This window comes from Bradyrhizobium retamae, from assembly GCF_001440415.1.
GTDB lineage: Bacteria > Pseudomonadota > Alphaproteobacteria > Rhizobiales > Xanthobacteraceae > Bradyrhizobium > Bradyrhizobium retamae.
Genome location: NZ_LLYA01000095.1, coordinates 1 through 1,878 on the forward strand (window position 1 = coordinate 1; position 1,878 = coordinate 1,878).

A 1,878-nucleotide genomic window follows, 5' to 3' on the forward strand; every position below is an offset into this window, starting at 1 on the left:
TCGAGACGGCGCTGGCGACGATCTGGGCCGAGCTTCTGGGTGTTGAGCGGGTCGGGCGCCACGACCACTTCTTCGAACTGGGCGGCCACTCGCTCTTGGCGGTGCAGTTGCTCAGTCGAGCGCTCGATCTTGGGCTGAAGCTCAGCGCCGCCGACCTCTTCCAAGCCCCTGTTTTGCAGAAACTTACGTCGAAGGTTGAGTTGCAGCAGCCGCACCGCAATGCAGCTGGAGTGCTATCCGTTCGTGTAACGGGATCGCAAGCGCCACTCTTCTTTGTTCCTACAGGTTTGGGGGATTGTTCCTATGTCGTCAGTTTGGTCAAAGAAATGGACATAGACTGTCCTGTCTATGCTCTGCCATGGCCGTCCTTCGATGAACTTTGTTCGCCAACTCTTGAGGCGATAGCCTCGCAACTAATCTCGGCGATCAAAGAGATTCAGCCGCAAGGCCCATATCGCTTCGCCGGATATTCCTCAGGGGCATTCTTGGCCTACGCAATTGCCCAGCGCTTACTAAGCCTCGATGAAACTGTGTCATTCATGGCTTTCATCGATGTTACGTTACCTGCAAATCCATTGAGCATGTCGCCAGCCAAAATAGTACTAGAAATGGTGCTAGAGTCTCTCAAGCCCTTGGATGATGAGCGGTTCGAAGTGTTGGAGCACTTTGCTAGACAAAGTTCAGTTGCCCAGTTGCTTGAAAAGGCGCAGCAACTTGGGGCGCTACCTCTAGATCATGATCTCGAAATTGACGCTTTGAGGTGTGCAAGAATTGCCCAATTTCGAAGGGCGCTGCAGTTATACCAAGTTCCATCCCTGCCCGTTGAAATACATCAGTTTTATGCCACAGAGGCCAGTTCACCCATACGCGGTTGGGACCAAGTTTTGAGTGCAGCGGCCATTCATGCTGTGCCAATTCCAGGCAACCACATGACGATGATGAGTGCTCCAGAGAACCGCCGAGTTCTGGCTCGATCCATATCAGCGGCCATAAACCCCAATTTGGGAGCTTGAATCACAGGCGCTCGGCCACCCAAATATGCGGTCCGTTCTTTAATCGCGGGCACGGTGTCAACCCCGATAGACAAAGTGATCCACTGCCGGGTTCATGGTTCTTTCCGCGGTCGTCTCTCCAGGAGCCGCCGCATGATGGCGTTCAAGAGGTGTGCATCTCGATGTGAAGAGCGCGGTGCGTAGTCGTCCGTTCTTTAATCGCGGGCACGATGTCAACCCCGATAGACAAAAATGATCCGCTGCCGGGTTCATGGTTCTTTCCGCGGTCGTCTCTATGCAGGAGCGCCGCATGATGGCGTTCAAGAGGTGTGGCATCCCGATGTTAAGAGCGCGGTGCGTAAAGCCCGCAGGGGCGACTTCGAGATTGCCCACACCTTCGTCCCGGCAGGGACGCTTGTTCCGCCGAAGGCGGATCCGGGTTGGTTTAAGATTGGTTCATGCGGTGCACATCTCTGCCTGGAATTCGGTGCCATCGGTCCAGATGGCATGGAGGATGACAGCCATTTTGCGAGCGAGGGCAACCTTGGCCTTTTTGGCGCCGATGCGTTTGGCCAGCTTGCTGCCCCAGCGCTTGAGCGCAGAACCTCGCCTGACAACGGTCAGCAGGACGTTCGCCGCCTCGAACAAATAAGTTCGCATCTGGTGGTTGCCGCGCTTGGAGATGCGGCCAGTGCGATCCATCTCACCGGATTGATGACGTCTTGGTGTCAGGCCTAGATAGGCACCCACATCGGCGGAATGTCTGAAGCGAGTGGGGTCGTCGATGGTAACGACGAAGGACAGGGCAGTCAGGGGACCGATACCGGGAACGGTGTAAAAGTCTCGACTTAATCTGACAGAATGGTTTGGACTGGTGGGGAAATGG

General features: G+C 55.4%; 2 protein-coding genes. One reads left to right on the top strand and one right to left on the bottom strand.

Annotated features, from left to right (window positions below):
• On the top strand, positions 1-1,013 hold a 1,013-nt coding region (locus CQ13_RS11555; protein ID WP_245309142.1), incomplete at its 5' end, for a thioesterase domain-containing protein.
• Between the two features lie 435 nt (positions 1,014-1,448).
• Here the strand turns inward: CQ13_RS11555 and CQ13_RS11560 are convergent.
• On the bottom strand, positions 1,449-1,878 hold a 430-nt coding region (locus CQ13_RS11560; protein ID WP_156433627.1), incomplete at its 5' end, for a transposase.